Origin of the sequence: Paenibacillus lentus, assembly GCF_003931855.1 — a bacterium.
GTDB classification, from domain to species: domain Bacteria; phylum Bacillota; class Bacilli; order Paenibacillales; family Paenibacillaceae; genus Fontibacillus; species Fontibacillus lentus.
On the sequence record NZ_CP034248.1, the window covers coordinates 1,816,452 to 1,840,926 of the forward strand.

Consider the following 24,475-nt stretch of genomic DNA (forward strand, 5'->3'; position numbering starts at 1 on the left):
ATTGCACGACTATATAGACTCTAGCAAAAAATCCGCCATTGGTCTAAGAGAAAATAATAATTGGGAATAACACGAACTTTTTGAATCCTTATCCCGTTACAGTAACAGATGCTAACCGCGCGGGGGTATCTATTACATTACCGCTATGAAATGAGGACATTCACGCATGATCGAGATCAATCATTTATATAAGATGTACCGGAAGGGCCAACTGGCGCTGGATGACGTCAACATGACGATCGGCGAAGGGATGGTCGGTCTCCTCGGGCCTAATGGCGCAGGCAAGACTTCATTGATGCGCATTTTGGCGACTTTGATCCGGCCTAGTTCGGGGGATGCGCTGATCAATGGGGTCTCGCTGAAGAAGGCGGAGGATATCCGGGCGATGATCGGTTATTTGCCGCAGCAGTTTCAGGTCTATCCCCAGTTAACTGGCGCAGAGTTTTTAGATTATGTCGCTGTCATGAAAGGGATGAGCGATCCCCGCAAACGCAAGGCGGAGATTGTCCGGTTGCTGGAGGAGGTTAATCTGTCCGAGAAGGCATATAAGCGCATCCGCACGTACTCCGGCGGTATGAGAAGACGCCTTGGGATCGCCCAGGCGCTGCTCGGCTCTCCTCAGGTGTTGATCGTGGATGAGCCCACCGCCGGGCTAGATCCCGAGGAGCGCGTGCGTTTCCGTAATTTGCTCACGCGGTTCAGTCTGGGCCGAATCGTGCTCCTGTCTACGCATATTGTCGCGGACATCGAGAGCAATTGCCGTCAGATCGCTGTTCTTGATCAAGGCCGAGTCTGCTTTTCCGGCGATTTGGCGGAGTTACAGGCCTCCGGCCAAGGCAAGGTGTGGGAAGGGATCGTGGAAGAAGGCTTGTTTGCCGAGCTCAACCCGATGTCCATTGTATCGACACGCCGTACCGACGAAGGGTTGCTATGCCGAATTATCTCCGATGCCCCGCCCATAGGAATGGAAGCTGCAGCAGTTCGGCCTACGCTGGAGGACGGTTACCTGGCTCTCCTCAGAGCGAGGCAGGAGGAAGGGGCGATTCGTCTATGGTGAAGTGGAGGCGGCAATTTGTGCTTGAAGTGAACCATATTTTTCGCAACCCTTGGCTCATGGGGCTGCCTGCGCTGTACGGAGTATTGTACGCATTGAATTTGTCCGACGTCTCGCCGTATAACAATTTTTTTAATCATACCTATAGCTTCCATTCACTCGCACAGACGCTCACGCTTGGTATCGTTATGCTGCTTGGCATTCTAGTCATTCGTCGCGACATCAGCCGCCCCACTTATGAATGGAGTTCAGGATTGCCCCTTTCTTACGGCACGAGAATCACGGCGAAATATGCAGCTGTGATGGCGTATTTAACTTTATTTTCACTGCTGGCAGTGATTTTGTTCATCGTCTTCTCTTATGGTAAAGGGATTGAATCCAAAATTATCTTATCGCATAGCGCATATTTCTTTTTTACCTATGAATTATCGTATATGGTGACGCTGGCGCTGGCTATGCTGCTCGCAGTATGCCTGCCGAATCGTATTGTGTATTTGATTGGCTTCTGCGCCTGGATGTTCGGTACGTTTTTCATGCAGCTGTTCATTGTAGAGCGATATAATTTATTCGTTCTGCGCATTTTTCATTTGAATCAGTTCTTTGTTGACGGTAATCGGGGATATGAGTTGTGGGGCTACGGCCTCGATGTTCCTGAGCTCCTGAGGTCGGGCTTGTTCGTGCTTGCCTTCTCTACGCTGCTCCAAGCTGCAGCGATAACAATTCTTAATCTGCAGCGCCCAACCAAGCACTCGGTTCGCCTGTGGGTGACTGCGGTGCTGCCCGTTCTGCTGGCCTGTGGAGCTTTTGTGCCCTACGGTTTATTATGGCAGGAACGGTACAGCAGCTACTACGGTAAAATGAATGACGATACGATCCCGGAAGTTGTACAGCTAAGGAGCGAGTCAAATGAAGCTTTTGAGGTTGTGAATTATGACCTTACGCTAGAACGAACGAAAAATGACGTTATATCCGCCGTGGCCCGGCTGGATATTCCGGCATCGACATTGCTAGGTAAGGAAGAAATACAGTTGACGCTTAACCGAGCCTTTACCGTTTCCCATGTCGAGGCCTTCGGTAGTCCTTTGCCGTTTGCCCAGCAGGGAGATTGGCTGGCGGTGTCCTGGAGTGGGGCGTTGGAAGAGCAAGTGGAGAATGTAACACTAGAGATCAGGTATTCAGGGGCGGTTATGGAATATAACGGCAGAGGCGGCTTTCATGCCTTCGTCTACCGGGATCAGGTGCTGCTGCCGAGTTATTATGCTTGGTATCCGCTTCCCGGCCAGCAGGACGTCTATGTGAAGGACGACTGGTCGAACATGTTGCAGATGGGAACGGTGTTTAAGCCGATGCCCTACCCGGATGCCACATATCGATTAGCGGTTAAAGGATTTGACACGGGGCTTTTTACGAGCTTGCCTGAATTGGAATCAACGGTGGATGCTGATTTGAATCAAGTAGCCGGGGAGAGCAGGATTTTTCAGGGCCGTGGAAAGGAAGGGCTCAGCATATTTGGCGGGCCGTTTGTAGAGGTCAGTGATTCTATTGTGCCGAGTCGCATTATTACGACTCCCGGCAGCAGGAAGTTGGCGGAGCATGTCTTAGAGGAATGGAGCAGATACTACGAATACTTCACGTCCTGGGTTACGGATTTCAAACCGAAGATCCATCAGGTCGGCTTCCTCCAGAACCAGCAGACTATGCCGATCTCTACTGAGAACGGTATGTACATTCTCGTTTCTCAAAGTGACGGAGATAGCGGATATGCTGGTTTGTTGATGAATGAAATGCTGCTCGGTAAGAGAAGCGGTTCCTATCTTATTGAGAATACAAGGGAAGATGTACGGATGCCGCTGCGCAGCCTGATGTGGTACGTTTATTATAGAGAAGCCGATGGGTTGAGCCATAGGGACATTGAGAATGGGATGGCTAATTTTCGCATGCTGGGTGCGTTGTTCCATGCTCATCCCGACCAAGATCCCGATCATTTAGGCGACCGCATGGTGAAGCAGGTCGGTAAGGCTTTGGATGAAGGAAAATTTAACGAAGTGAAGGAAGTTCTGAATGTTTTCTATAGCCAGGGGCTGGAAATACCAATGGAAGGGTCGGACAGTTCTGTCCAAGCGCGTCCGATTCCTTATGATGCCTGGGAGCGAGAATGGAAGAAGGTGATGGGTGATGAGAACGGAGCTTAAGACGCTGGGGAGCCAGATCCGGCTCGATTTGAATATAGGTAAACAGCCGCTATTTCTCCTGACATTGATCATTTGCCTCTTCTATTGGTTTGTGATCCTGACAGGCAACGTGGATTATCCGCACACCGTGTATTATTACTCGGAAATGGGGATGTTCCCGGTTGTCATTATGTTCGCCGTCCTCCTCTTCGAGCGTGAAATCGGCGGGGGAAGCATGGAGGTTATCGGCACCTATCCTGTGTCCCTTAGGCTTATGGCTGTGAGGAAGTGGGTGCTGTCCCTTGTGCTCGCTGCAATAGCAGGAATGGGCTGGATGGCTGTGTATCGAATGAAATTCGGAGAAATCAAGACGGTCATGCATCCCTGGAACGGCGGTGAAGCTGTATCCCGTCAGGCAGGGTATCTAGAGCTTTTACTGCAGACGTTGCCGGCCTATATGCTGCTCACTTCTGTGGCGGTTCTGGGGATCGTCTGGTTCCAGAAGCTTTATGGCGGGCTGATTCTTTCGTTTGCCTTATGGATGCTTGACACCGTGAGCTTAGGAAGTGTCCTTGGAGACTGGACGTTGTATGCAGCTTTCCTACCCCAAGGAACCTCGTTCATCGCCAATCGAGTTATCCTACTGGTCTGTGCATGTCTTTTCCTGTTATGGGCTGTCTGGCTCATAGATATACGGGATCGCTGGATTGGAAGGGAAGAGGAGTAGAGAGGATTTTTGAGCATGTTGCTTTTGATAAAGAGAGAGGGGGGAAACGATGATTTCCGATCAGCAATTAACGGAGCGCATGGCAATGGGAGAGCAGGAGGCTTTCGAGCTTCTGGTTACCCGTTACCATGGTCCGTTGCTTAATTTCGTGACTCAGCAGCTGAAGGATCGGGGGAAGGCCGAGGATATCGTGCAAGAGACGTTCATCCGACTCATCCGGCACCTCCGGGAACATGGGGGGATGGAGCAGTTGCGGGCCTGGCTGTACAAGGTGGCGTTGAACCTGTGCCGGGATTATTGGCGCAGCGCTGCTTTTCGCTCCGAGCACACCGCTGCCGAGGCTATGCCGGAGAATGCCGATCCTGCTCCCGGAGCTCCAGAATTGCTGGAAAGGCAGGAGACAGCCAGGCAGGTTGCCGCCACTTTAGAGTATTTACCGGATGTTCAGCAGGAAGTGGTGAGGATGCGCTTCTTCCACGACCTGAAACTGCAGGAAATCGCGGAGCTGATGGAAATCCCTCTCAGCTCTGTCAAATCGCATTTATACGGAGCCTTGCGAAAATTAAAACGCATATTGGCTAAGGGCGCTGCCTCAGATTTATCTTCCCCGCAGGCGGGAAGCCGTAACCGAAGTAATAAGAATAAAGACAAGAACGAAGACAAGGAGGTGCCGCTTCATGAATCCGTCTATCGATAGAGAGCTTGAGCTGCTGGAGCAGCAACTGCAGGAGCCGTTACGGCGAGCGATGCAGCCTCCGCCATCTCCGATGGAGACAGCCGAGTTAATCCGCAAGCTTCAGCCCGAATTCGACGCGCTGAAGGCCGACCAGGCGTCAGAGTCGCTTCAGTTCAATGCACAGGTCGAGCCTCCAACTTTGCGGAAGCTGCTGCGCAGCCAATTCCGTCTGAATCGCAAATCATTGATATTGTCCAGTTCAGCGGTGTTTCTGATGCTCATTCTTCTCGTTGACCCGTACCAGCCGGTACTGTCCATCGGTGCACTGCCGAACTCGCTGTTTCCTGTTATTACGCCGCTGATGCTGATCGCCTCCATGCTGTTCAGCTATCGAACCTGGGATTCCGGGATGCGCTCGGTCGAGAGCATTACGCCGTATCCTCCTGCGCTTGTCATGTACAGCCGTATGCTTATGGTCATCGCCCTGGTTGTAGTCTGGGCATTTATCAGCTCGCTCATCGTAAGTGTCCGGGTTTTTCAGGCGGGTGAATTCGTCTTGCCGCTGGGGCCATTCCTGCTGCAATGGCTTGGGATCACACTTCTGACGAGCGGAGCGGCCATGTACGTTCTTTTCCGCAAAGGAATTTACTACGCGCTGGCTAGCGCCGTGGCTGTGTATGCGCTGTGGTTCATTTACATTGATAATTCCAGTTCGTACGTATTGCGCGTCGAATATCGAGCAGTGATTGACGGTTTGCTGCTGGCTGCAGGAGTGCTGCTGCTGCTTCGCTCATATTATCGCAGCCGCAAAATGAAATTCGAGATGAAGGCGGGTGCAGGCGATGATATCCATTGATTATGTACGGCAGCCTGTAGGCTCGTTTATGCTGGAGGTTGAACAACTGCGATTATATCCCGGGCTGACGCTGCTCGTCGGTGCCAATGGGGCGGGAAAGTCTACACTGCTGAAATTGCTGGCTACGGTGGAAAAACCGCGAAAGGGCAGGGTTACTTACCAACAGCGGGAAGCGGGCGATTACCTGCCGCTCGTTCGCAGCCAAATCGGATACGTACCTTCAGATCTGGAGCTGTATGAAGAGATGACGACCTATAAGCTGCTTGTTTATCTCGCCGAACTGAAAGGGGTATTTCAAATTGAGCCGGTCGAGCGCCTAATTCGTGATTTTCGGCTGGAGGCTTATCGCAATACCCGGATCAAACGTTTATCGATCGGTGTTCGCAGAAGAATTGCTATCGTCCAATCGCTGCTGGCCCAGCCGAAATTTCTCTTTCTCGATGAGCCGTTGAATGCCCTGGATTCGGGGGAGCGCAAAATGGCGATTACGTATTTAACCCGCTATGCGCTGGGACGAATCGTCGTAGCGGCCGTTCATGAATTGAATGAATGGGAAGCGGCGGCAAATCACATATTATGGCTTGATAACGGCAGGATTCGCTTTGAAGGGGAGGCCGCGGAATGGAAGTGGAATCTTCCCTCGAAGGTCTGGGAAGGGGTAATTACGAGGGAGCAGCTATGTCGTTTTCCGGAGCGGAGTGTTATGTTTATGAGAGAGCTTAAAGAAGGAATTTTTGTACGGCTCGTAGGGGATCGGTTGCCATTACCTGGTTTGGAAGAGGTTCAGCCGTCGATGGAGGATGCTTATTTTATCCGGAAGTTCTCCGCGAATTTTTCGAGCGTGTAGGCTATCCACATGTGGACAACTAGACCGAATTACTATTGAGGATGGTTATTGGCAGTAAAATGTGTATATGTGCACGGATCTATAGCAATTGCTCGGAAATTATAAACAGTATGCACATTCATATGCACATATGAACAAATGGGTCGTTGCTTTTTAGCTGACGGCTTATTTGTTGTATTTTGTTATCCACAGCAAAGAAGGCAATAGTCGGATATTCAGGATTTTTATAATTCATAGGAATTTTATCGGATTTGGTATTTTCAAACGGATCATTATATGAGAGAATATGAAAAACATGACTCCCGTTTTAGGGTATGCAAATTTTAAAGGAGGATTTAACTATGTCTGAAGAGCGTCAACTCGGTCTTGAAACACTTGCGGTTCATGCCGGTCAGGAAATTGATCCTACTACTTATTCTCGCGCAGTACCGCTGTATCAAACAACATCCTTTGGCTTCCGTGATACGGAGCATGCGGCCAATCTGTTCGGATTGAAGGAATTTGGCAACATCTATTCCCGCATTATGAACCCGACAAACGATGTGTTTGAGAAAAGAATAGCGGCGCTCGAAGGCGGCGTTGGCGCACTTGCAACGAGCTCCGGTCAGGCGGCTATCACATTTTCTATCCTGAATATTGCAGGTGCTGGGGATGAAATCGTCTCCTCCTCAACCTTGTACGGCGGAACCTATAACCTCTTTTCTACTACGCTTGCCAAACTGGGAATCAAGGTGACATTTGTGGATTCGTCCGATCCTGAAAATTTCCGTGCGGCGATTACGAATAAGACCAAAGCCTTATTTGCGGAGACGATCGGTAATCCGAAGGGCGATGTGCTAGATATTGAAGCAGTGGCAGCCATTGCTCATGAGCATGGTATTCCACTAATCGTAGATAATACTTTCCCAAGTCCATATTTGCTTCAGCCGATTAAGCATGGTGCGGATATCGTGGTTCACTCTGCCACGAAATTTATCGGTGGACACGGAACATCCATCGGGGGCGTCATCGTAGATGGGGGCAAATTTGACTGGGCAGCAAGCGGCAAATTCCCTGGATTGACCGAGCCGGATCCAAGCTACAACGGTCTTGTCTATACGGAAGCGCTTGGCCCGTTGGCTTATATTCTCAAAGCTCGCGTTCAGTTGCAGCGCGACCTTGGGGCATCCTTGTCGCCGTTCAATGCTTGGCTCCTTCTGCAAGGTCTGGAGACGCTTCATTTGCGTGTTGAACGTCATAGTGAGAATGCGCTCAAAGTAGCCAAGCATTTGGAAGCTCATCCTCATGTGGAATGGGTAAGCTACCCTGGACTTCCTAACCATGAGTCCTACGCCCTTGCACAGAAATATTTGCCGAAAGGCCAAGGGGCTATTCTGACCTTCGGAATCAAAGGCGGGCTTGAAGCAGGGCGCAAGCTGATCAACAGCGTTAAACTGTTTTCGCATTTGGCCAACGTCGGCGATTCGAAATCCTTGATCATTCATCCGGCAAGTACAACGCATCTGCAATTGTCTCCAGAGGAGCAGCAGTCGGCAGGTGTTTCTCCTGGACTCATTCGCCTTTCCATCGGTACGGAATCGATTGAGGACATCATCTATGATCTGGATCAAGCGATTGCGGCAAGCCAGGCTTAGTCATTTGCCAACAATATATTAGCATAGGCTGCTGCCGAAGGTTTGAGATTTCAACCTTGGCAGCAGCCTTTTTTGATTAGAGATGGGAGATTATCGTGTCTGTTGTTGCTTGTGGTCATGAGATGTGAGGTGGTTTCTTCGAATTTTTTCTAATCACATTCATAATAACTGCAAACTACTTGCCCAACAGCCTTCGCAGCTACGAGGAGTGCATCTTCATCGATTTCAAATTTCGGGTGATGGTTAAAGTAAGGATTTTCTACTCCTTTTGGTGTGCAGGCAATATAGAAGAAGCAAGCTGGGAATTTCTCAGCATAATAAGCAAAGTCCTCGGAAGGGGACATCGCCGGGAACTCCTTCACTTCTTTGATGTCCTGATCATTCATATTACGCAAGGTTTCCGCAACCTTAGCTGTAAGCTCAGGATCATTATAGAGAGGTGGATAATCTGGAGTATACGTAAGCTCGCAGGTTACGCCAAACTGTTCTTCAATCCCTCTTACAATTCGTTTCACTTCTCTTTCGATCGTTTCTTTTGTTTCTACCGTCATATAACGGATATCGCCTTCAAGCTCGACACTGTCCTTGATCACGTTGAAGGTACCTTTTCCATCAAAGGAGCCAATTGTGATCACCCCGATATCGAATGGACTTAATCTGCGGCTAACTATCGTCTGTGCAGCTGTAACAAAGTGGGCAGCAGCAACGATGGCATCGTTAGCAAGATGAGGGGAGGAACCATGTCCGCCTCTTCCTTGAACCTTTAATTTCATGTATGCCCGGCCATTAAAGGAATATCCCGCATGATATCCTACCGTACCTGCAGGTCCCATAGGTAACAAATGAATACCGAAGACGGCATCTAAGTCGTCAATTAAACCAGATTCTACGATGCTTTTTGCTCCACCTGGCGGTACCTCTTCTGCATGCTGGTGAATAATTTTGATTGTACCTGGAATAGAGTCCTTTAATTGAATTAAGCAATCCGCTAAAACTAATAAGTAAGCCGTGTGTCCGTCATGTCCACATGCATGCATAAGGCCTGGATTTTTAGATTTAAAAGGTACGTCGGCTTCTTCTTCAATCGGCAGGGCATCAAAATCTGCGCGTAGGCCAATTGTTTTTCCTGGCTTTCCACCCTGAATAGTTACAACAATGCCATAACCATTTCCAACATTCGTTTGAATATCAACATCTTTACCTTTATAAAAATCCGCAATATACTTAGCCGTTTTCTCTTCTTTAAACGACAGTTCTGGATTCTGATGCAAATGACGACGGATGCTGATGATCTCTTCTTTCCGTGATTCTAACATGCTTATTAGTTTACTTTTCATCAATTCCGTCTCCTTTTTAGAGCACAGAATAGAGTAGCCTCTATTCTGTGCCAAATATTAAAGTGAGCTGAATCTTAACTTGGATATGAACAGTATTTATTAACTGGCGCTTTTTGCTGGTTGTTTGTGCACTGCTTTTTTCGAGGAAGCTTCCGAAGATTTACCAGCATTTTTGGGCACCATAAACATAATTGATAGAATCGACAGGATACCGAATATTACGTTAACAACAATCCCGATGGATGCTGCACTTTCAACACTTCCAACTGCTGCTACTGAACTATATACGGTTGCGGAAATGGCAACACCGATCGCACTACCCAGTGAGCTTGCCATTTTATATACGCCGGCAGCTTCACCCACTTTGTTGGCTGGTGCATTAGACACGGAGGTATCTGTGGAAGGTGTTGCATAGATACCCAGTCCAAGACCGAATAAAGCAAAGCCGATAAATACGACAACGGTATACGTAAATCCAGGCAAGAATGTTAAGCCCATCATAGCTACCCCAACCGTTGTGATTAGAGCGCCCCAAACCATCGGTGCTTTCGCGCCTACCTTTTGCAAAATTTTCTCTCCGACACGAATCATCGCAAGAACAGCTACTAGGTAACCAATGGATAACATGCCGGATTGGAATGCAGTGAATCCACGACCTACCTGAACATACGTATTCGCAACAACAAGTGTTCCGGCAATGGCGTTCAATAGGAAGTTCGAGAAGGTTGCCCCAGCGTATGGTTTATTTTTAAACAAAGAGAAATCAATGAGTGCAATATCTTTCTTTTTCTCCACTTTGAAGAAGACAACTGCTGAAACAACAGTTACGATTGCAAGGATAATGGAGATTGGGCTTGTCCAGCCCAGGTCTGCGCCGAACGTGATGAATACGTTTAATGCGACCATAGTAATCGCAAAGATCACTAGTCCACTGTAATCAAATTTGAATTTACCTGTTCCTTCAGCCTTGCTCTCTGGTGTATCTTTAATTAGCCACATTCCAAGCAGAGCAAAAATCACGGAGAAGATAAAGATCCACTTCCAGCCCATATAGGTTGCAATGGCACCACCCGCGAAAGAACATACACCAGAACCGCCCCAAGATCCAATGGACCAATAACTAAGTGCGCGTTGCCTTTCTTTCCCATCGAAGTAAGCCTTCATTAAGGCAATCGTTGCTGGCATAATACAAGCAGCAGAAAGTCCTTGAATGACACGCCCAACAATTAACAATGTGGCTCCTTGCGCGAATATCAGACATAAGGAACCGATAATACTTAAAATTAACCCTAAATACGTAATTTTCTTGCGTCCAATTTTATCGGCAATTCCACCAGCAGCTACAATAAACATCCCTGAGAATAAGGCTGTCAAGCTAATAGCTATATTCAGCGTTCCATATGAAACCCCTAAGTCGGATTGAACAGCAGGGACGACATTGACCATCGCTTGTGCAAAAAGCCAGAAAGTGATAACCCCAAACACAATCCCTGTGATCAGCTTATTCGTACCCTTATAATTGTCCACCACATCTAGACCTCCCCAAATTTTAACTAAATTTTTAACGTTTGGTTTAATAAAAATAGTGAAAGCGGAAACAACTAGATTTAACAACAAAGCTTTATTGTATTTCTATACTACGATTATAGAAATTTAAGCAAAATAAAGAGAGTCGATTTTTGTGCTAATCGCTCTCTGATAAGGATCAAAATTAATCTAACATTTTGTATGTGAAAAATTTGGGTGTGAGTTTTTGACTTTCATGACCATGGGATTAACCTTTAGGGAGGATAAGAGGTCAGTAGACTTTTCGAATTTCAAAAAAGTGAATAGCATTACTAGTTAAATAGGAATAAAATGACCAATCATTTTCAACCGATTCATCAAAGATCTCTAGGGAAGGTCTACTGGAATTAATAATGTAATCCATGATCTCCGCATCCATACCATACTTACTGTTCAAATTCCGCCATTTAGTGTATAGGGCTCCATGATTTTTATCAAATACATACTTACGTACTTGATAATCTCCTTTTGGCATTCCTGATATCGTTACATGAATTTCTTTATTGAGTTTTTGCAGGAATGCCTCTTCAATGGATAAATAAGGATTGATAACATTGCAATTCATCAGGATCAACTGGTATCCCCGCTCATTTCTTGTCATAATGTAATCCTGATCCTGTGCAACAACTTCACCACGAAGCCGCTTTAAGAACATTAAAGCAAAATAAGCTGGACGTTTGCCCTTTAAATAATGGAATAATTCGATACCATCCATTCGGTAGCGCTGACCTTTCTCTGCGTTCTCATGTACGATGGTATTAATCCAAAAAGCAACTGTTCTCACATCATGGGATATATCCAAAATATTTTTTAAAATCAATGCGCCGCGGAAAAATGTCCCGTTTGTAAACCGAGTATCACCTGAGAGGGTATTCCAGGAAACAAGATGCAGCGGTTTTTCGATATGGTTCCTCTTCAAGTAGAGCTTCAACTTATTTGTTTTTTCCTTGATATAATCTTCCGCTACATCGAAATTTAATTCCGCCATTTCTTTAAAGTTAATAACCTCATTTTGATTGGCCTCATAACCGATAAAATCAATGAACTCATTATGCTCTAGCTGCCACTTGTGATGATTACTCGTCATTCCTTTGTGGAAGGAAAAGGGCATATACACGCCGACATGGATCGAGGGAGCCAGTGTTTTTAATACTTGATGTAGTTTTAAATACAATCTCCGAAGTTCTTTGGGATCAACTCCTGTGTAATATGGCTCGTAAAACATGACATGCCATTGATTAACAAAAGATTCTCCGTAAAGTTGTAAGCAATGCTTCATGAAATGAACAAGCTTTGTGAAATACTGTTCTTCCTCTCTTGCAATATCTATATAATTTACCCTTATAAATAAAGATAGATCATGCTTGATCATAAATGCCAATGCACTATCTATATTAAAGTATGGTGATGTGGATGGAATCTCTTCATCAGTCTCCACCTCGGGTGGAATGGCCTTATTACTGATAAGGTGGCGGACTCCAATATATTTTAACCGCAAATCCCTTTTGACATCTAATACTTGAGAACGAACATCTTCTTTTAATAACTCGAAAATTTCTCCGATAATAAGAATGGAATAGGGATCGTTTAGGCTCACTGGCTCAAGTGGAGACAGAGATATTGGCAGCTTTTCATACTTTGTTTCTGTATGGGTATAAGATTTGGAATCATCCAAATCCATAGTGCTTAACTTTGCTATTATCTCCGATGATTGGATAAGATTCGAAACATCCTCTTTGCTATAGCTTTGAACCGAATCCTCCTTTTGAACAATATGACTGTCTCGATAAACATGGGGTGTCATACCATACACTTCTTTGAAATAATTAGTAAAAGACTTTGTATTGGGAAAACCATTATTCATCGCGATTTGTGAAATGGTGTCTGTTGTATAAAGTAAATCCTTCATACTATGCTTAAGTCTAATATTCATTAAGTAACGACTAAAACCCATCTCCAATTTCTGTTTAAAATAGCGGGATAAATAGCTTGGCGAAAAAAAGTATCTCTTGGCAACTTCCTCTAATGTAATCATCTGATCGTAGTTTTTTTCCATATAATCAATGATTTGCCTTAGACGCCGATCACCTGTATCGATTTTCTGAATGACACTTCCTTCTTCTTTAAAGCTACGTATCAAAATAAGTAGGAGTTGGCAGATATAGCCATTGACCTCTATTCTGTAACATTCATCCTGTCTGTAGTAACTAATCATTATATTCGCTAATAGTTTACGAATGGCCAAAATCATACTTTCTCTTCCAAGATCAGCTTCTCTTGAATAGCATTCAAACCGCTGATTGCGATAATCAACATAGTAATGATTCATGAAGGCGTCGGATATAGACAGGATCATGACCTTACTCTGTTCATTTCCTTGAACCTGATATAGCTGATGATGATTAATGACAAGAAAATCGTTTTCTTCCATTTGATAAAAGCGACTGGAAGTCTCAATTTTTAATTCACCATGAATGACCAAAATTAATTGAATCCCTTTATTGATTCTGGGAACCAATAACTTTATATGTTGAAATGATATTTGAAAATCTGACAATGCATTGTTCACCCTAAATCCCCCCAATCGCACAGATCTAGTCCTCATCTGATTTAATTCATTTTGAAGAAATTTAGAAGAGTTAGTCAAGTACTTTTTAATGGGACTTACTGAAATGGCCAACGACTGGAATTCCTGCTAATTCATCTATTTACATAAATCATAAAAAAGTTTAAAATGAATATAAAGTTTCTCAAGGGAAAAATTATTTCCCTAGTCCAAAAATGATTATCGTTCTCAATTACATGCTGCTCCGGGATGCTCCCGGGGCAGCATGTGCCATTTTAAGGGCACTAACAATAGTATTCATTCTCAATTAGTTACCAGATCAAGGGAGGAGATATCATGCAAGCAATACACAAAGGGGTACCTGCAGTTCAACAATCGTCGAAGCTGCCTGATCCGAGAAAACGTCGTCGCCACTCGCTGCTAAGCATGCTGCGGCATCGCGAAATTGTTCTGGCCTTGGGCAGCGGCCTGCTTATGCTGACAGCCTGGGGAGTAGGATCAATCTCGCAGACGGTATCCGTGTTTATCTATGTTGCCGCTTATTTTATGGGGGGATTTCTCCAGGCAAAGGAAGGGCTGGAGACGTTAATTAAGGAACGTGATCTGGATGTTAACCTGCTTATGATTGCCGCAGCCTTGGGGGCGGCTTCTATTGGCTACTGGAATGAAGGCGCAATGCTTATATTCATCTTTGCCTTGAGCGGGGCGCTGGAGTCTTTTGCAAGCGAACGTAGCCAGAAGGATATTTCAGAGCTTATTTCCTTAAAGCCGGAGACGGCGGTAAGGGTGGGAGAGGATGGCATGAAGGTCGTCGCTGTAGAAGATTTGGTCATCGGTGATTTGCTGATTGTGAAGCCGGGCGAAATTATTCCAGCGGATGGCTTAGTGCGCAGTGGGGGCTCCGCCGTAAACCAAGCTACGATTACCGGTGAATCCATTCCCGTGGATAAATCGATCGGAGACAATGTGTTTGCGGGGACTTTGAATGGGGAAGGTGCCTTGTATGTTGAAGTAACGAGCCCTGCGGAAGGAACCTTATTCGCCAAAATTATCGCATTGGTGGAGCAGGCGCAGAATGAAACACCGGAATCCCAGCGATTCATCAAGCGGCTGGAAGGCGTTTATGCCAAAGTCGTTGTGGCGGCCACGGCAGGTCTTATCTTGTTAGCTCCGTTGCTGTTAGGCTGGAGCTGGTCGTTCACTTTCTATAAAGCGATGGTCTTTCTTGTCGTTGCTTCACCTTGCGCACTGGTCTCTTCGGTTATGCCGGCGATGCTCTCGGCCATGTCGAAAAGCGCCAGGAAGGGAGTTCTATTCAAAGGCGGAGCTCATATGGACAACTTAGGCAATACACAAGTAGTGGCATTTGATAAGACCGGGACGCTGACAGCTGGACAGCCGGTGGTTACAGAGCTATTTGTGGCCGAAGGGTATGACCGTTTGGAAGTACTGGCGGCATGTGCCTCCGCAGAGAGCTTATCCGAGCACCCGCTTGCCCGGGCTATCGTAGAACGTGCTGCTATTGAAGGTGTGCAGCTAAGGGAAGCGGAGGATATGAAATCGATCACGGGCTGGGGCATTGAGGCTAGGGTCGACGGACGAATATGGCGGATCGGGAAGGCGGAAGAGCATGATGCTGCGATGCCTGACGGATTGTTGGCACGACTGAAAAAATTGGCGTCGGAGGGCAACACCGTCTCTCTTATTATGCAGGACAATAATTATGTAGGTCTTATTGCTCTCCAAGACACCCTTCGATCTCAAGCAGTAGCTGTTATTTCCAAATTGCGTGAAATGGGGATTGCTACGGTTATGCTGACGGGAGACCGTAGTGAGACGGCCAAGGCGGTAGCGAGAGCAGCTGGCGTGGATCAGGCATTCGGCGATTTATTGCCAGAAGATAAGGTCAATCATATTAAAAATTTGCGGAAGAAGCACGGTCATATTGTCATGGTTGGGGACGGTGTCAATGATGCTCCTGCTCTGGCCGCTGCGACGGTTGGCATGGCTATGGGGGGCGGTGGAACAGGGGCTGCTTTGGAGGTTGCGGATGTCGTACTCATGAACGATAATCTGGAGATGGTTGCTGAAACGGTGGCACTGGCTCGCCGTGCTCGTAAAATCGTGAAGCAGAATCTCGTTTTCGCGGCTGGCATCATTCTTACCTTGATTATTGGGAACTTCGTGCAAGGAATATCACTTCCTCTCGGTGTAATTGGGCATGAAGGTAGCACGCTTCTCGTCATTTTAAACGGACTACGTCTGCTTCGTTGAAGCAGACCAGTCCGTCTTGATTCATGAATCCTTCATGTAACCTTCACTGAACACCGCTATTACAAATGTTGACCTTGGCTACTCATTCCAACATAATAAAGATTAGATGTTAACAATATTTATTATTTCATATATTGATCTAGTACTTGCGTGAATTTGCTTGGAGGAGGACGTTATACATGTATAAGTCTATTATTATCGGAACTGGACCAGCAGGGCTGACGGCAGCAATTTATTTGGCTCGTGCGAATTTGAACCCGCTTGTTATTGAAGGGCCTCAGCCTGGAGGTCAATTGACGACGACGACGGATGTAGAGAACTTTCCTGGTTTCCCGGATGGAATTTTAGGGCCGGAATTGATGGATAACATGCGCAAGCAGGCGGAACGTTTCGGTGCTGAATTCCGTACGGGTTGGGTGAATTCGGTTGATCTGAGCAATCGTCCGTTCAAGTTGCAGGTAGAAGGCTTGGGAGAATTGGTGTCTGAGACGTTGGTTATTTCGACAGGGGCAACCGCTAAATATTTAGGAATTCCGGGTGAGCAGGACAATGTGGGCCGGGGCGTCAGCACCTGCGCGACCTGCGACGGTTTCTTCTTTCGTGGCAAGGAAATTATCGTCATCGGCGGCGGAGATTCTGCGCTGGAGGAAGCTGGCTTCTTAACCCGGTTCGCTTCTAAAGTAACGCTGGTTCATCGTCGTGACGAGCTGCGTGGCTCGAAAATTATGCAAGACCGTGTACGTGCTAACGAGAAGGTGGAATGGGCCCTAAATCGCACACCGCTTGAGGTGCTTACGAATGAAATGGGCGTAACAGGCCTTAAAGTACGCAACAATGCGACCGGCGAAGAGGAAATCATCGAGGCCAGCGGCGTATTCGTAGCGATCGGCCATCATCCGAATACGGCCTTCCTTGGCGGCCAGATCGATACGGATGAGAACGGCTATATCGTGGTGAAGCCGGGAACGACCGAGACGAACGTACCGGGAGTGTTCGCTTGCGGCGATGTGCAGGATACCCGTTATCGTCAGGCAGTTACTGCTGCGGGCAGCGGCTGTATGGCGGCGCTTGATTGTGAGAAATTTATTGAGAGCATAGAGCATGAGGCAGAGACGACAACTGTAAAATAAAAATAAATACACGGCATGGAGATCATCAATAATTGCTGGAACAAGTAAGAGGAGAACGGATATCCGTTCTCCTCTTGAATTCTATGATGTGATAACGATGTTGGATAAATTATGTCAGACAAACAGACCGACAACAAGCTGAAATACGATATAACTGACAATTCCGCCGCCGATCAAGATGAATCCGCTTTTCTTCCGTCCTTGGAACAGGCGCAGCAGACCCAAGCTGCCCAATGGGGCGATGATCAGGATAAAAAACATCACAGTAATGAAAAGCTGAACGGAAATGTCCGATATATTTACTATAGTCATACACTTGTCTCCCCGTTTTCTATTATGGCTGACTGTGCAATGATATTTATCACACTATTAACATGTTTTATATTATACCTAAACTGTTATCCAAATAAAAGGAAATCGGATAGGAAAATAAGGCATATTAGCGTCTTTTTTTGTCAGCGGATCTAGGTGGTGAGGAAAGGGGAGGAGCATGGAGGATTCGACAAAACTAGAAGGCCTTTTCACATTAGGGTATGTTACAATGGGCTTGAACAACGAGATTTCGTATATTTCATGTAGAAGGGTTGGGAGATGATGAAGCAGCAAATCGCAAAACGATGGATTACAGCTGGGATTGCAAGTGCTATTGTATTTGGTGCCTTACCCCCGGACGTCGGTTACAGTGAAGTGTATGCGAAATCGGAGATAGCTGCTGTAGAGACGGCTACCGTAACCTCTTCGAAGGAGCTTCGAACGACCCTGGCTGAACTCATGGGAGCTAGGCATATGATGATCACTATCAAATACCAGGGCGCGACGAGCAATCTGAAGGATATTTTGAAGGAAGCCATGAATGGGGCACTGGAGAGCGATCCATATACCAAGTATGTGATTGATCGTTATACATATTCATGGAAAGGAACCTCCAATTCCGCCAAAATTACTTTTCAAATTTATTACCGAGAGACTGCGGAGCAATCCGCTTACGTTAATGACCGGGTAAAAGTGATTCTTAAGGAAATTATTAAGCCTGGTATGAATAATCATCAGAAAATTAAGGCGATTCACGATTATGTCGTGTTAAATATGAAGTATGATATAGGGTTGCAGAAATATACCGCATACGAAGGGTTGAAGACAGGCGAAGCGGTATGTCAGGGATATACGCTGCTATCGTATAAGCTGCTGCAGGAGGCAGGAATCGATAACCGGATTATTGAGGGCAGTGCGGGTGGCCAGCTTCATGCCTGGAACCTGGTGTATTTGGATGGACATTGGTATCACATCGACACCACATGGGATGATCCTGCTCCAGATACGCCGGGCGTTGTTAAATACGGTTATTACATGAGGACGGATGAGCAGATGAGAAAGACACATACCTGGACTAATGTGTATCCGGCGGCTAACCAGTCTTATCGTCACACGCTCAGTTCGTTAATCACCGCAGGAGGTCAAGCTGCTGCTGGTCTTCAGGAGTTGGAGAAGCAGTTGGAGTATACACTTTACAATCCGGATTCGGCACTTCGTAATGTGAAGGGAATTCAAGGACAGGTCAGACAAGCGATCAGCAACAAACAGAATACCGTTACGATCCGATATGCAGGCAGTGAACGACAGTTGGTCGATCATTTGAGCAGCTTGTATGAGCTTCATATTAAGAATATCTCCTATCTGGCCGAGCCGCTGGAAGGGACCAATGATTTGCGTGTCGAGATTCATTGGGATAATTATTAAGTATCAGGAGTGCCACTTCAGCCTATATTGGCCAGCTATAGCCTATATAAACAAGCTATAGTAAAAGGAGCTGTCCGTAGTAGAGAAATCTACTTTTGGGCAGCTCCTTTTTGCGAGATAAGAGAGATTTTATGATTTTGGTGATGGGGGATGAAACTCGCATTCAAGCAAGGGAATCAATTTGGTGCGTTTGCGCCATTTGTATCCCAGCCAAATGATCAGGAACAACGGGACGCTGATATAGGACACGACTACGCCGTACCAATCGATCTTTCCGCCGGTAAAGGCGGAAAGATTCTGCCCTAGAATGACGATAAAGCAAAGAATGAAGGCAAAGATAGGCCCGAAAGGGAACCATTTTGCTTTATAAGGAAGATCGTTCAAATCTCTTCCTTGGGCAACATAGGCTCGGCGGAAGCGGTAATGGCTAATGGCAATGCCTAGCCAGGTAATAAAACCGCACATGCCTGAAGCGTTAAGCAGCCATGTGTATACAACCCCATCTCCGAACAGGGAGGCCAAGAAGGCGGTCATCCCGATCAGGGTCGTCAGCAGCAAGGCATTTACCGGCAGCCCCCTACGGCTCAGGCGAGCGAGGAATTTCGGCGCTTTGCCTCGCTTGGCTAGAGAATAGAGCACGCGGGAAGAGGCGTACATGCCAGAGTTCCCGGCCGATAGAACGGAAGAGAGGATAACAGCATTCATGACAGAGGCCGCGAAGGCTAGTCCGGCTTTCTCGAATACGAGGGTGAATGGACTCACACCGATGCTCTCAATGCCGTCTTTAAGCAAATTGGGATTCGTGTATGGAATCAATAAGCTGATGACCAGTATAGCTAGAATGTAAAAAATTAGAATACGCCAGAATACCTGTCGGATTGCCCGGGGAACGTGCTCCTGCGGATTATCGCTTTCGCCTGCAGCAACGCCAACCATTTCCGTTCCCTGAAAGGAGAAGCCCGCGGCCATAAAAACGCCGAGAAAGGCGAAGAATCCACCATGGAAAGGCGCATCGCCAATCGTAAAGTTCTTGAAGCCGACCGCCTCGCCGCCGATAATGCCAAAGATCATGAAGACGCCGAGAACGAGAAAGATAATGACTACAGCGACTTTAATTGTTGCAAACCAATACTCTGATTCACCATATCCTTTGACTGATAAAAGATTGAGGCCTAGGATAATGCCGAGAAATAAGACGCTCCATATTAAGGAAGAACTGTCGGGAAACCAGTACTTGATAATGAGCGTTGCAGCCGATAGCTCAGCGGCAATCGTAATCGCCCAGTTGTACCAGAAATTCCACCCCATAGCGAAGCCAAGGGAAGGGTCGACGAAGCGTGAGGCGTAAGTCTCGAATGAACCTGAATCCGGCATATACGTAGCGAGCTCGCCTAGGCTTGTCATGAGAAAGTAGACCATAATTCCGACAGCGGCATAGGCGAGAAGGGCACCGCCAGGTCCGGCGGAAGCGATCGCTCCTCCGCTCGCAAGGAACAATCCTGTGCCGATGGAGCCGCCAAGTGCGATCATCGTCATGTGGCGTGCTTTTAATCCCCGCTTTAAATTATCGGTTGTTGTTACTTTTTTACTGCTCATTGTCTGCATCCTTCCATAGTATTTGTAACGATAGATCAGGAAAAAGAAAAAGACCGTCGGAAAGGTTCCGCGGTCTCGTTATTTATACCGTGATCCTCAACATCGTTCGTAAAAAAGATAGCTCAACACGGCCTGCCTTCCAGTTAGGAAGTAGACCGTGACAGTTCTGTCCCTTTCGGAAACAGCCCCAGCATGTCCGTCTATGGAGGCTTGACGTTCACACTTCGGCGATGCTGCCTTTCCAGCTGATTCATTGGCGGCTCCTGCGCCTCCTCAGATGTACTTATCAACATCGCGACCTCTACCTCATCCAGATGATTGATGAGGCTTGAATTTTTAAGTTGTCAAGTGATAATTCAGTATATAACAGCCGCCCGATTAGAGCAACGCCTAGAATTTTACATTTATATTGTACGGAATAGTTCAAAGCGTCAGCGAATGTTAATCATCCTTCGAACTGCTCTGTCTATGCTGGGCCATTTGCTGCCAAATGGTTCCGGCCGCCTGCTCGCCGGATTCGATGCGCTCCAGTGCCATTCTCGCCTGAAGGCCGACCTCGAACTCGGGATCATCGGCAGCAGCGCGGAGTGCCTCCTTCGCATCGTCCGTTCCGACTTCGTAAAGGAAGCGGGCCGCCCGCCAGCGAACTAGCTTGCTTGAATCCCGCAGGGCGGCGATCATCGCCCCAGTTGCTGCCGGATCGCCGATATCGGACAGCGTATCACCTGCTGTCCGGCGTACAGCAGCCGACTTGTCACGGAGCGCCTCATACAGCAACTCCATGGCCTCCGGCGTGCCGATGTCGCCGAGGTAGACGACAGCGAGACGGCGCACTTGCATTTGCTTGTCGTGCAGCACCTCGGCAAGCAGTGGCAGCGCTGTGTCGTCCGGCTTCAGCGCCTCGAGGCCCGCGTAGCGAACACGCCAATCGTCGCTCTTCAACTGCTCGCGCACCTCATCCAGACTAAGCTCACGACGCTGCTCAACGAACTCGCTTTCGCTGCTTCCATGCTGAATTGCTTGCGCTACAAGAGTCACTAGCCGCTCTGGAGGGTAGGCTGCCTCCAATTCTTGCTCCACCTCGCGAGCGATATCCGTCAGTTCCCCATAGCGCACACCGTAATCGGTCAGCTTTCGTTCTTTGATAAGCGTCGCGCTCGACACTTCAGTCACGGCGTTCACAAAGCGCTCCCCAAGGCCGACGCGTTCCTCCAAGTTTCCGGATTTTACGCGGATTTGCATCGGAATGCCGCGGAAAAATTGCACGAATACCTGTGCCTCACCATATCCTTGCGCAGCCTCTGTATCCCCCTGCTCCCAAGCGGAGGCAATGCCCTCCTGACCGAATTGGTTCTGTACCTCAGCTAAAATCGCTGACCAGTCAGCATTGCCTTTCCGGTCAAGGGCAACGAAGTCGGCGGTATGAAACACACTTTTTACCCCGGGAATATGCAGCATTTTTCCGATCCAAGGCGGGGCAGAGCGTTCGTTATCTAGCGTATATGTTTTACGGATGCCTGGCTCGAGACTTTTGCTCAGATGCAGCTTCATTGTGTTCGGGCTCGGCGTTGGCTCGATAAATACAATTTTCATCATTTGTTCACACTCCTTTCGGTTTATTGTACCTTAATGCATGGCATTACCCAAGTCTTAGGCGAGGAGAGCTCTTGTGAAAGTGCAGTTAGGAATAAAAAGGAACTGAAGCGGCACAATACAAGTAGAAAAAATTGACTTTCATAGGGGGGCATCGTTCTCATGTTCCAGAGGCAGGAAAGGCTGCTGACCATCATTTGCCTCGTTGTCGCGGTCATTATGCTATACGCCACGATAAAAAGTGCTCTACGTTATATGGGGCACCAGTAGAATCAGGGGGGCCGCCAGACGGCATGATCATGATAAAAAAGGAGCTGAACCATGCCCATGTTTTCTATGGATCCAGTTATGTTGAGCCGGATACTTACTGGACTCACATTGTTCGTACATATTAATTTTGCCGCGATCGGCGTAGGCGTACCTCTCATCATCGCATTGGCAGAGTGGAGGGGAATTACGCATAAAGATCCTCATTATTCGCTGCTGGCTCGACGCTGGGCTCGCGGATTCGTAATTTCCGTAGCAGTGGGCGTAGTGACCGGAACCTCGATAGGTTTGCAGCTCAGCTTGCTGTGGCCCACCTTTATGCGCGTAGCCGGGCAAGCAATAGCGCTGCCGCTGTTTATGGAGACCTTTGCCTTTTTTATAGAAGCGATTTTTCTCGGGATATATTTATATACATGGGAGCGGTTCAGGCGGCCAGCGCTGCATCTGCTGCTGTTGATTCCCGTCGTCCTTGGGGCATTCTCCTCGGCGTTCTTCATTACAACGGTGAATGCATTTATGAACACACCGCAAGGATTTACACTGGAGAATGGAGTGTTTACGAATATAGATCCGATTAAAGCGATGTTCAATCCGGGTACGCCAACCAAAGTATCCCACGTTCTTGCATCCTCATTAACGATGAGCGCCGGGCTTCTTGCGGGAATTGCTGCTTATAGCTTACTGAGAGGACGTAATCACCCTTATTTCAAAAAAGCACTCAAGCTCACGGTGACATGCGCTTTTGTCTTTGCAATCTCTACGGCGGTGATTGGGGATTTCTCGGGTAAATTTCTCGCAAAATATCAGCCGGAGAAGCTGGCTGCGGCGGAGTGGCATTTTAAAACAATGGAGAAAGCACCGCTCATTTTTGGAGGAATTTTGGACGAGAACAATGAGGTGAAATATGCGCTGCACATCCCTTATGCCCTCAGTATTCTGGCTGGAAGCACTACGAATACGAAGGTTATCGGACTGGAGGACTTTCCGAAGGAAAACTGGCCCCCGCTGCTGGTACACTATATGTTCGATATGAAAGTAACGATTGGCGTACTGCTTGTTCTCATTCCACTGCTATTTTTGCTGCGAAGTAAATTTCCAGGGCGGAAAAAAGGCTACCCGAAATGGCTGTTGATCGGCATATTGTCGCTGGGACCGCTCGCGATGGTTTCGATTGAGCTTGGCTGGATGTTCGCCGAGATTGGGCGGCAGCCCTGGATTGTCCGCGGATATATGAAAGTTGCCGATGCGGCCACCACCTCTCCGCATGTCGGCTCGATGCTCGTGCTTTTTATTATCCTGTATCTGGTTCTCTGCGTATCCTGTATTTACGTATTAGCCAAGCTATTCCGCAATAAAGACGTGCTTGAAGAAATGAGAGAGCGGGGAATTGAGGGAGGGAGCCAGGGATGAGCTATGAACTCATAGGAATTACAGTACTTTGGACGTTTCTCTTCGGGTACCTAATTGTAGCTTCTATCGATTTCGGCGCCGGTTTCTTTAGCTATTACAGCGTGATTACAGGACATAACAATAGAATACACCATATTATTCAGCGCTACCTCTCTCCGGTATGGGAAGTGACGAATGTATTTTTGATCTTTTTCGTCGTTGGCCTTGTGGGCTTCTTTCCGGTATCCGCCTACTTCTACGGCACGGCACTGCTGGTTCCTGGCAGCCTGGCTATCGTGCTGCTTGGGCTTCGCGGGGCATATTATGCCTATAATACCTATGGGAGCAGCAGGGAAGACAATAAAGCTTACATGGCTATTTACGGAGCGACAGGGCTATTGATTCCAGCTGCATTATCTACGGTGCTAGCCATATCGGAAGGGGGCATTATCCGGGAAGAGGGCGGCCATGTGATTCTGGATTGGGCAGAGTTCTTCGCGAGCCCCTATACCTGGTCTGTCATTGTGTTAGCCATCGTGTCTGTGCTGTACATATCGGCCATGTTCCTGGCGTATTACTCGAAAAAGGCAGGGGACCGTATTGCTTTTGAAGTGCTGCGAGGCTATGCGCTCATGTGGAGCGCCCCGACGATCTTTGCTTCCGTACTGATTTTTTTTCAGCTGAATCGTCATAATTCAGAGCATTTTCAAAATATGCTCAATATGGCATGGATGTTTATAGCCTCGTTCGTCAGTTTCTTGCTAGCGATATTTTTCGTTTGGAAACGACGGCATTTGGGCTGGGCCTTCCTGTTTGTCATCCTGCAATTCGGATTTGCCTGGTATGGATACGGACGATCCCATCTGCCCTATATTCTGTTCAAGCAGGTGAGTATCTACGACGGCTTTACGAATGAGACGATGGCGGTAGCATTGATCGTTGCATTTATTGCCGGGCTGATCATTCTGATTCCTTCGCTTGTACTGTTGATGAGACTGTTTTTGTTTGATGCCAAATACATTCGGGGAGGAGCACCGAAGAAAGGATGAACGACA

At 47.4% G+C, this 24,475-nt stretch carries 18 protein-coding genes and 1 riboswitch; of the genes, 12 read left to right on the forward strand and 6 right to left on the reverse strand.

Annotation, left to right across the window (positions count from 1 at the left end; all coding sequences use genetic code 11):
* Nucleotides 1-166: 166 nt before the first annotated feature.
* The 7 genes from EIM92_RS07975 (at nt 167) to EIM92_RS08005 (ending at nt 7,965) form a co-directional block, all read left to right on the forward strand.
* A complete protein-coding gene (locus tag EIM92_RS07975; protein WP_125082206.1) occupies nt 167-1,057 on the forward strand; it encodes an ABC transporter ATP-binding protein in 891 nt (296 codons plus the stop codon).
* The gene (locus EIM92_RS07980; RefSeq protein ID WP_125082207.1) at nt 1,051-3,246 is read left to right on the forward strand and encodes an ABC transporter permease; all 2,196 of its coding nucleotides are present in this window, start codon (nt 1,051-1,053) and stop codon (nt 3,244-3,246) included. The genes EIM92_RS07975 and EIM92_RS07980 overlap by 7 nt, the downstream gene beginning before the upstream one ends.
* On the forward strand, nt 3,230-3,952 hold the full coding sequence (locus EIM92_RS07985) for a hypothetical protein (protein WP_125082208.1): 723 nt from the start codon (nt 3,230-3,232) through the stop codon (nt 3,950-3,952). Before EIM92_RS07980 ends, EIM92_RS07985 begins: the two co-directional genes overlap by 17 nt.
* 49 nt (nt 3,953-4,001) lie before the next feature.
* The gene (locus tag EIM92_RS07990; protein ID WP_125082209.1) at nt 4,002-4,649 is read left to right on the forward strand and encodes an RNA polymerase sigma factor; all 648 of its coding nucleotides are present in this window, start codon (nt 4,002-4,004) and stop codon (nt 4,647-4,649) included.
* Complete coding sequence (locus EIM92_RS07995; RefSeq protein WP_125082210.1) at nt 4,630-5,484, forward strand: hypothetical protein; 855 nt, start codon at nt 4,630-4,632, stop codon at nt 5,482-5,484. The genes EIM92_RS07990 and EIM92_RS07995 overlap by 20 nt, the downstream gene beginning before the upstream one ends.
* Entirely contained in the window at nt 5,471-6,331 is an 861-nt protein-coding gene (locus EIM92_RS08000; RefSeq protein ID WP_125082211.1) for an ATP-binding cassette domain-containing protein, read from the forward strand. Before EIM92_RS07995 ends, EIM92_RS08000 begins: the two co-directional genes overlap by 14 nt.
* Before the next feature lie 341 nt (nt 6,332-6,672).
* Complete coding sequence (locus tag EIM92_RS08005) at nt 6,673-7,965, forward strand: homocysteine synthase (protein ID WP_125082212.1); 1,293 nt, start codon at nt 6,673-6,675, stop codon at nt 7,963-7,965.
* Between the two features lie 149 nt (nt 7,966-8,114).
* Here the strand turns inward: EIM92_RS08005 and EIM92_RS08010 are convergent, their stop codons facing one another.
* The 3 genes from EIM92_RS08010 to EIM92_RS08020 form a co-directional block, all read right to left on the reverse strand.
* On the reverse strand, nt 8,115-9,302 hold the full coding sequence (locus tag EIM92_RS08010) for an amidohydrolase (RefSeq protein WP_125082213.1): 1,188 nt from the start codon (nt 9,300-9,302) through the stop codon (nt 8,115-8,117).
* 99 nt (nt 9,303-9,401) lie between these two features.
* On the reverse strand, nt 9,402-10,829 hold the full coding sequence (locus EIM92_RS08015) for an MFS transporter (protein ID WP_125085064.1): 1,428 nt from the start codon (nt 10,827-10,829) through the stop codon (nt 9,402-9,404).
* A 271-nt stretch (nt 10,830-11,100) separates the two neighbouring features.
* A complete protein-coding gene (locus EIM92_RS08020) occupies nt 11,101-13,437 on the reverse strand; it encodes a helix-turn-helix domain-containing protein (protein ID WP_125082214.1) in 2,337 nt (778 codons plus the stop codon).
* A gap of 333 nt (nt 13,438-13,770) precedes the next feature.
* On the opposite strand from EIM92_RS08020, the gene EIM92_RS08025 reads away from it, so the two are divergent.
* Entirely contained in the window at nt 13,771-15,708 is a 1,938-nt protein-coding gene (locus tag EIM92_RS08025; protein ID WP_125082215.1) for a heavy metal translocating P-type ATPase, read from the forward strand.
* Between the two features lie 179 nt (nt 15,709-15,887).
* The gene (gene trxB, locus EIM92_RS08030) at nt 15,888-16,838 is read left to right on the forward strand and encodes a thioredoxin-disulfide reductase (protein ID WP_125082216.1); all 951 of its coding nucleotides are present in this window, start codon (nt 15,888-15,890) and stop codon (nt 16,836-16,838) included.
* 114 nt (nt 16,839-16,952) lie between these two features.
* On the opposite strand, the gene EIM92_RS08035 is transcribed toward trxB, so the two are convergent.
* Nucleotides 16,953-17,150: a hypothetical protein gene (locus EIM92_RS08035; protein ID WP_125082217.1), complete on the reverse strand. Its 198-nt coding sequence runs from the start codon at nt 17,148-17,150 to the stop codon at nt 16,953-16,955.
* 279 nt (nt 17,151-17,429) lie between these two features.
* On the opposite strand from EIM92_RS08035, the gene EIM92_RS08040 reads away from it, so the two are divergent.
* The gene (locus EIM92_RS08040; protein ID WP_246021251.1) at nt 17,430-18,575 is read left to right on the forward strand and encodes a transglutaminase domain-containing protein; all 1,146 of its coding nucleotides are present in this window, start codon (nt 17,430-17,432) and stop codon (nt 18,573-18,575) included.
* A 129-nt stretch (nt 18,576-18,704) separates the two neighbouring features.
* Here the strand turns inward: EIM92_RS08040 and EIM92_RS08045 are convergent, their stop codons facing one another.
* Entirely contained in the window at nt 18,705-20,171 is a 1,467-nt protein-coding gene (locus tag EIM92_RS08045; protein ID WP_125082218.1) for an amino acid permease, read from the reverse strand.
* A gap of 110 nt (nt 20,172-20,281) precedes the next feature.
* Nucleotides 20,282-20,483, reverse strand: a riboswitch (Lysine riboswitch).
* 129 nt (nt 20,484-20,612) lie between these two features.
* Entirely contained in the window at nt 20,613-21,764 is a 1,152-nt protein-coding gene (locus EIM92_RS08050) for a virulence factor (protein WP_125085066.1), read from the reverse strand.
* Between the two features lie 327 nt (nt 21,765-22,091).
* Between EIM92_RS08050 and EIM92_RS08055 the strand changes: the two genes are divergently transcribed.
* Nucleotides 22,092-23,441: a cytochrome ubiquinol oxidase subunit I gene (locus EIM92_RS08055; protein ID WP_125085067.1), complete on the forward strand. Its 1,350-nt coding sequence runs from the start codon at nt 22,092-22,094 to the stop codon at nt 23,439-23,441.
* Nucleotides 23,438-24,469, forward strand: coding sequence for a cytochrome d ubiquinol oxidase subunit II (locus tag EIM92_RS08060; protein WP_125082219.1), 1,032 nt, complete (start codon nt 23,438-23,440; stop codon nt 24,467-24,469). The genes EIM92_RS08055 and EIM92_RS08060 overlap by 4 nt, the downstream gene beginning before the upstream one ends.
* Nucleotides 24,470-24,475: the final 6 nt, after the last annotated feature.